5 protein-coding genes are annotated in these 6749 nt (G+C 51.6%); 3 read left to right on the forward strand and 2 right to left on the reverse strand.

Annotated features, from left to right (window positions below):
- The first annotated feature begins 130 nt into the window (after window positions 1–130).
- Complete coding sequence (locus tag B3Z49_RS05725; protein ID WP_296988797.1) at window positions 131–694, forward strand: sigma-70 family RNA polymerase sigma factor; 564 nt, start codon at window positions 131–133, stop codon at window positions 692–694.
- A gap of 62 nt (window positions 695–756) precedes the next feature.
- Here B3Z49_RS05725 and B3Z49_RS05730 read toward each other — a convergent pair whose 3' ends face one another.
- Together B3Z49_RS05730 and B3Z49_RS05735 are read right to left on the reverse strand one after the other, a co-directional pair.
- Window positions 757–2067, reverse strand: coding sequence for a lysine N(6)-hydroxylase/L-ornithine N(5)-oxygenase family protein (locus tag B3Z49_RS05730; protein ID WP_296988800.1), 1311 nt, complete (start codon window positions 2065–2067; stop codon window positions 757–759).
- A gap of 13 nt (window positions 2068–2080) precedes the next feature.
- Window positions 2081–4690, reverse strand: a complete 2610-nt coding sequence (locus tag B3Z49_RS05735; protein WP_296988802.1) for a non-ribosomal peptide synthetase — start codon at window positions 4688–4690, stop codon at window positions 2081–2083.
- 318 nt (window positions 4691–5008) lie between these two features.
- Here B3Z49_RS05735 and B3Z49_RS05740 point away from each other — a divergent pair, with 318 nt between their 5' ends.
- Together B3Z49_RS05740 and B3Z49_RS05745 are read left to right on the forward strand one after the other, a co-directional pair.
- Entirely contained in the window at window positions 5009–6091 is a 1083-nt protein-coding gene (locus tag B3Z49_RS05740; protein ID WP_210514468.1) for a GNAT family N-acetyltransferase, read from the forward strand.
- Window positions 6091–6749 (forward strand): MATE family efflux transporter (locus tag B3Z49_RS05745; protein WP_296988810.1); only part of this gene is annotated, 659 nt, incomplete at its 3' end. The genes B3Z49_RS05740 and B3Z49_RS05745, both read left to right, overlap by 1 nt.

Below are 6749 nucleotides of genomic sequence, written 5' to 3' on the forward strand. Positions count from 1 at the left end.
GATCTGATTTGCCATCAGATCCGTCCGAATGACAAAAGATGATCGACCCCGTGGAGAGTGCAAACCGCGTCCCAAATTTGCAAGTGACTATTATTTTCACTAACGAGCAAACTAACGGAGACATTCGGAAATGCACCAAGCAAGCCAAACTGCCCCACTTCCAAAAGACCAATTTCAGCGACAAGCTTTGCTAACTATCGCCAAAAGCCAAGAGGGGAAATTGCGACGCGTTGCCCAGTCTATCGTAAAATGTCCCCATCTGGCGGATGACATTGTTCAGGATACCTATGCCAAGCTGCTCACCGCACAAATAGACACAGAAGTCGCCACACCAAGTGCCTTCATAACGCGCATTGCTAGAAACATGGCAATCGACAAGGTTCGCCAAATTACGTTCGAACGCACTCTTTTCGCGGACAGCGATCCAACTGATCTTTGTCCTGCGGGAAACGCAGACTGCCCCGAAGCGCGTCTCAGTGGTTGTCAGGCCCTTCGGGTCATTGAGAACGCATTAAAAGAGCTGCCACCACACGTGCGCACCGCTTTTTACCGGCATCGCGTGGACGGGTTCGCGCAAAACGTCATTGCAAAGGATATCGGTGTCTCCAAAGCATCTGTTTGCGCATACATCCATCAGGCCGATCAGCGATGCCGTCAGGCACTCCATAATGTAGAACTGACCCGTCCAGCATAAGGCTTCAGGATCTGCAGCCTGTTCCCAAAGTCGAACAGGCTGCAGATTTCAGTTTGCCGTCCCTAGCCCCAGGCCTGCACGACAGCACCACCTGCCCGGTCCCCAGTACCGGCAACCCAGTCAACAATCGGTGGATTTTGATCAAGATTGAAGACGGCCTTGCCTGTCAGAGCATTTACAATCTTAGCACTTCGCCAAGCCATCAGGCTTAGTTGAGGCTCAAAGATCCCCAAATCGATCCTGCCGGCATTTTGAACAAAGATGTTTCGGTCAGATGGTCCATCCCATTGGGCACGGAAATCCGCATCCAAGCGATAGGCACCTGATGCCCCCACTTCCAGAAGTGAACGCAGTGGCGCCATGAATTCCGGCAATGTCGTTTCATAACCGGTTGCCAGAATCAGCGCATCCGCATCGAAGAACTCGACATCCTGATTAAGCCCGTTTCTGGCAGCAATCCTCATTGTTTCACCATCTTGCTGAACCTGAAAGACTTCTCGTTGGGGCAGGAGCCGACCGGCAACATGGCCCTCCTGCAGGTAACGCTGCCGGTATAGCAGCTGATAAATCGACTTGAGCGTTGAAAGCGATGCACCATCACTGGCAAGCTTTTGTCGAGACATCAAATCCTGTTTACAGGCATCCGGCAGACCTGCGAAGACATCGGCATATCCGGGCGTGAAATACTCATTTACAAATGGAGTATCATCAAGGGGTTCGAAATTGTCGCGACGCGATAACCAGAGAACTTCTTCAACACCTTTGACGTTTCCACCAAGCAGATACTCAACAAGTTCAGCACCACTCTGTCCCCCGCCAATAACGGCAATTCTCTTGCCGCGCAGCTTTGGCAAATTCGACTTCGCTTGGCTTGTGTGAAAGCATTTATGCTTGGGCAACTGGCGCGCCCAGGCGGGAATAAATGCAGGCTTGCCGACACCAATGGCAAGATTGCTCGTGACATAACTTGTATGATCCGTACGAACCTTAAAGTCTTGACCATCGAATGCGACTTCGCGCACCACATTGTCAAATGCCAAGCCTTCCAAATGGTCTGCAACCCATTTCAGATAAGCGGCGAATTCCCGTCTTGGCACCGCGACAAAATCCGCGTTCATGAAATCAAGCATGCGTTTCTGGCCGACCATGTAAGACAGGAAAGACCATTTGCTCGTCGGATTGGTTAGGGTTACCAAATCTTTCAGAAACGAAGTCTGAAGCTCAACACCGGGCAGCATCATGTCCGGGTGCCAGGCAAATTCAGAACGTTGCTCAAGAAAGATTGAAAACACATCAGCAACCCCGTCCAGCTGCGCAGCAAGACTAAGATTGAAAGGACCAATTCCAATCCCGACAAGATCCAATTTATCCATCGTTCAAGTCCTTCTATTTGCTTGAAAATTTCATATCGGCTGGTTGTTCGAAAGCGTTCGTCAAACGTTTGCCAAACCGCGTGTGGAATGCCGGATCACCGATGATCGTCAAATGATCCGTTCCGGGAATATGCTCAGGGGCCTCGGCAAGGCGTGAAAGTGACTGCCAATCAATCAGATCAAGTTTTCGACTGACCGTATCGCCTGCAAGCCATGAAGCAATCGGCACGTCATAGGGCAGAAGTTCATGGCGGCGGAAAACAAGGGCATTGTCGATTAGCACCCAGAACGTATGTTCGCGCGTACCGATCCCCGGCCCGTCTGTGGGCAACCCGAATTCACTTTTTCCCACAAAATGGACAAACTGCGCATAAGCAAGGTCATCCATCAGCGCCAAAAGGCGTTCCCATTCTTCACGCATCTTGGTTTTCTGCAGCCAGACCCGAATGCGTGCTTCAATCTCGGCCCGCTGCCCCGGTTGGAATTTTGGCCGTGCGTTCAGATCAAAATCGTCGTCCATGTCGCAAACATCGACCATGCCGATCATTCGTAGATCGATATCGTTGCCCAGCATTCGTGCAGATTCATATGCAAGCAACCCGCCCCAGGACCAGCCCAGAAAGGCGCAGGTACGTCCCTTCGCTTCCCCATAAACCAGCTCTGCATATCGCGAACTGATATCGGTGACCGAAACATCAAGTTCCTGATTTTCTGTAAGCGAATGGCACATGAAGCCCACGGCGGATTGATCCTCGCCCAGACTTTTCACCAGCTTCATATATTCGCGCGTGCTGACAAGCAGCCCCGGAAAGCAATAAAGGACAGGCTGATCGGGCTTGCCTTGCTGCAAATGCACGATATCCGCCCCCGGCTTGCATTCGGGTTCAGACAGCGCCAACAACAAGCTTCGGATGGTCGGAAAGTTGAAAAGATCCGTAATTTCCGCATTGCGTTCAGGAAACTGATCGCGAACTTTTGCCAGTACACGCAGGGCTGTTATCGAATTCCCGCCGATCTCGAAGAAATTATCGGTCACTCCGACTTCATCGAGACCCAGTGCGGATTTCCAAATGATCAACAGAGCGGCCTCGTCGTCATTAGCTGGCTTGATTATGGCCCCCTCGCGACGCGGTAGCGGCAACTGTGATTTATCGACCTTGTGATTGGCATTAAGTGGCAACATCGTCATTTCAATGATGTAGCCAGGCACCATTGCGCTTGGCAGCAGGTCCTGCAACCGCACACGAACTGAACGGGTATCAACCGATGCTCCGGAACGCGGTACGACATAGGCAATCAGTTCCAACCGTGAGGCAACTTCAGCTGCGACGACGACGCAATTGGCAACGTCATCAAATCCACGCAAGACAGTCTCGATTTCTGCCGGTTCGATGCGATGCCCGCGTATTTTGACCTGATCATCGACCCGTCCAGCAAACTGGATCATGCCATCCGGAAGGAACCGGCCCAAGTCACCGGTGCGATACATTCGTGCATGATCATTCCGCGCAAAATTATCGTGAATGAAAAGATCGGCGGTCTTTTCAGGCAAGTTGTTATATCCACGGGCAACACAATAGCCGCCAAGATGTATCTCACCGATTTCGCCGGGTGCAACCGCGTTGCCATCCGCATCAAGGATATAGGCCCAACGATCTCCGACCGGTCGTCCGATCGGGGCTGTAACGGTCTCACAAAGCCGGTCCTGAGCGACACGCCACAACATGGGTGTCATCACGGTTTCTGTCGGACCATAACCGTTGATCAGATAACGAGAATTGATGGCCCGCGCGATCCGGTTGAAAGTTTCCTTTGGCATTGCCTCACCGCCAAAGGAACAAAGTATCAGATCAAGAGTCTGGCCCTTCTCGCGAAGCCACCCTGCCAACTCATGTACATAGCTGGTCGGAAATGAAGCATGGGTCACGCCATGTTTACGAATGGCGTCAACTGTGTCTTCCGGCGTCCAGAGCAGTTGGTCAGGCAATAAAATACTGCCACCTGCCATCAACGGCACGATCCAGCGTTCATGACCACCATCAGATGAAAATGGAAGAAAGGGTAGTTCTCGCGAATCTTCATCCATCAGATAGATTGGCCCGGTAGCATTCAAATGGTCAATCAACGGGCCTTGATCCACCATGACCCCTTTAGGTTTACCAGTCGAACCGGACGTGTAGATAATATAGGCAAGCTGATCGGCAAGCGGGGCGACGGCGAGGAAGTCGGCTTCCGACGTGTCGAGCTCATCGACAAGAACAACCTCAAGCTCCTGCTGACCAAGAACCGTCAAATCCCTGCCGGTGGTAACAGCGTAACGTGCATAACAATCAGTCAATACGTGCTGATTTCTGGTCTCGGGGTGCTGCGGGTCCACGGGAACAAAAGCCCCACCAGCTTTCCAGACACCAAGAATGGCTGCAATCGCCATCGCAGATTTCGGAAGCGCAACAACAACAACGTCACCACGCTCGACCCCATTGGCAATCAGAGCGCAGGCAATCGCATCTGACGTTTGTTTCAGGCGCTTTCGCGACCAAACCTCATCTGTTGTCAGGATGGCCGGGCGGTCGGGATCATCGTCGCAAAAACGGTCAATGACTTGGTGCGGATATCCTTTCATCCGCCAGGGTTCCACCGCCCATGGCAAACCAACAACATCTTCTGAAATTGAATGAAAACCGGGTTGCGAACTCGGTTCGTTTGATGGGTTTAAGGACGCGGCATTTACCGCCTGAGAACCATTCATGGTCGTCTCCACATTGGCAAAGCAAGTTTCAAGCATTTGCACCAAAGACGAACCGTCACCTGCCAAGTTCAGAAGTTTCTGCATCTCGAATCGAAAAAATGCACCTGAACTTCCAATCCTCTCATCCGTCCGGACTACAGAGACTTAACGAACCCAATCGGGTTGGAAACTTAGACATCAGGAGATCTGAATATGAATGTCATTGCATTAGAAGCACCAACTCAAAACTCATCCCAGAAACTGGAAGTTCCACACTTTCAGAACGCAGGAAACTGGCACTCGTCCATCGAGGACGGACATATTCAGCTTTGTGGGGAAAGTGAAAATCATGACTTCTATTTCACCCTCTCACCGGACCAGATCGTACTTGATGATGTTGCAAGCCTGACGCTTAACGTTCTAGATGCCAAAGGTTTGGCTGCGCTGGGCGAAGCACTTCTGATTGCTCATCCTTCTCGATCTGAAATCAAACTTCCCCCGCAATTGGATCCGGAATGGACAGCGAACATGTTTCGCAACGGTTTGATTTCTCATTCAGGTGACAGCATTGTTGTCAGTTCACGCAATCTCTATCAACTAACGCTGAACTGGTTGGCACATCCCGAACGCGACCCTTTCCCTTTGCGTTACACGTCAACCAACGGACGCCGTCATCCAGTCCGTCGCCCAAGTGCCTCGCACACACTTTATGCGCGTTACATCCCTTGGATCGACAAAACTATCCGGTTTGAACGCGCGGATATTCGTCGTCATCTCGGGTGCTTCCATAAATGGATGAACGACCCGCGCGTCGACGTCTTTTGGGAAGAGTCCGGCTCAGAGGAAAAGCACGAAGCCTTCATCCAAAGCCGACTGGATGATCCCAGAACCGAGCCGCTGATCGGGTATTTCAACGACACCCCATTCGGGTATTTCGAGCTCTACTGGGCACAAGAAGATCGCCTTGGCGAACATTATGATGCAGATGACTTTGACCGCGGCTGGCATGTTGCCATTGGCGAAGAAGCATTTCGCGGAAAGGAATATCTGACCGCATGGCTTCCGTCTCTGATGCATTACATGTTCCTTGATGACCCAAGAACGCAACGCATTGTCGGTGAACCTGATGCAGGCCACAATCAGCAAATCCGCAACCTTCTGCGTTCAGGCTTTGCCGGCATTAAACAGGTTCGTTTCCCACACAAGACGTCACTTCTTGTTATGTTGCTGCGCGAACGCTTTTTTGATGATCGACTGTATGTTCCGGACTTTGTCCACGATGAGGATGCTTCCTGATGCGAAAGCGTGCTCTTCCGGACCTGAATGATCCGGCGATTATGCGATTGATCCTGCGACTGGCCCTGCCATCTGTGGCTGGGCTTTCGATCAATGCCATCAATCAGGTCGTCGATGCCTTCTTTGTTTCCCAATATGCGCTTAGTGCCATGGCGGGGGTAACTTTATCCATTCCCTGCTTCATGCTGGTCGGTGCAATCGGGCACGGATTGGGCCTAACAGCCTCAACCGAAATCGGTCGTGCACTTGGCAGGGACAATGTCCATGATGCCGCAAGAAGCGCATCCCTTGCCTTGGCTTTGGCCATTGGCTTTGGCGTTAGCGTTGCCATCCTGATCACATTATTCCACGGACCAATTCTGCATCTGCTCGGTGCGCGCAACGAGGTTTTCACCGAAGCTTCCATATACATGCGAATTCTTGGGGCCTGCTCTGTGCTGGTACTGTTGCAGATCGTCTGCGATTTCATTGCAATCGGTGAAGGTAACAGCCGATTTTCGATGTACACCTTGCTCGGGTCGTTTGGTCTGAACATGGTACTTGACCCGATACTTATCTTTGGATTCGAATTGGGGGTTGCAGGGGCGGCGTGGGCAACGATCATCTCACAGATCGCGGCCCTTTGTGCGTATGTCTATTACTTCAAAAAGCGCCTTGG

The sequence above is a fragment of the Thalassospira sp. UBA1131 genome (assembly GCF_002311515.1).
Taxonomy (GTDB): Bacteria; Pseudomonadota; Alphaproteobacteria; order Rhodospirillales; family Thalassospiraceae; genus Thalassospira.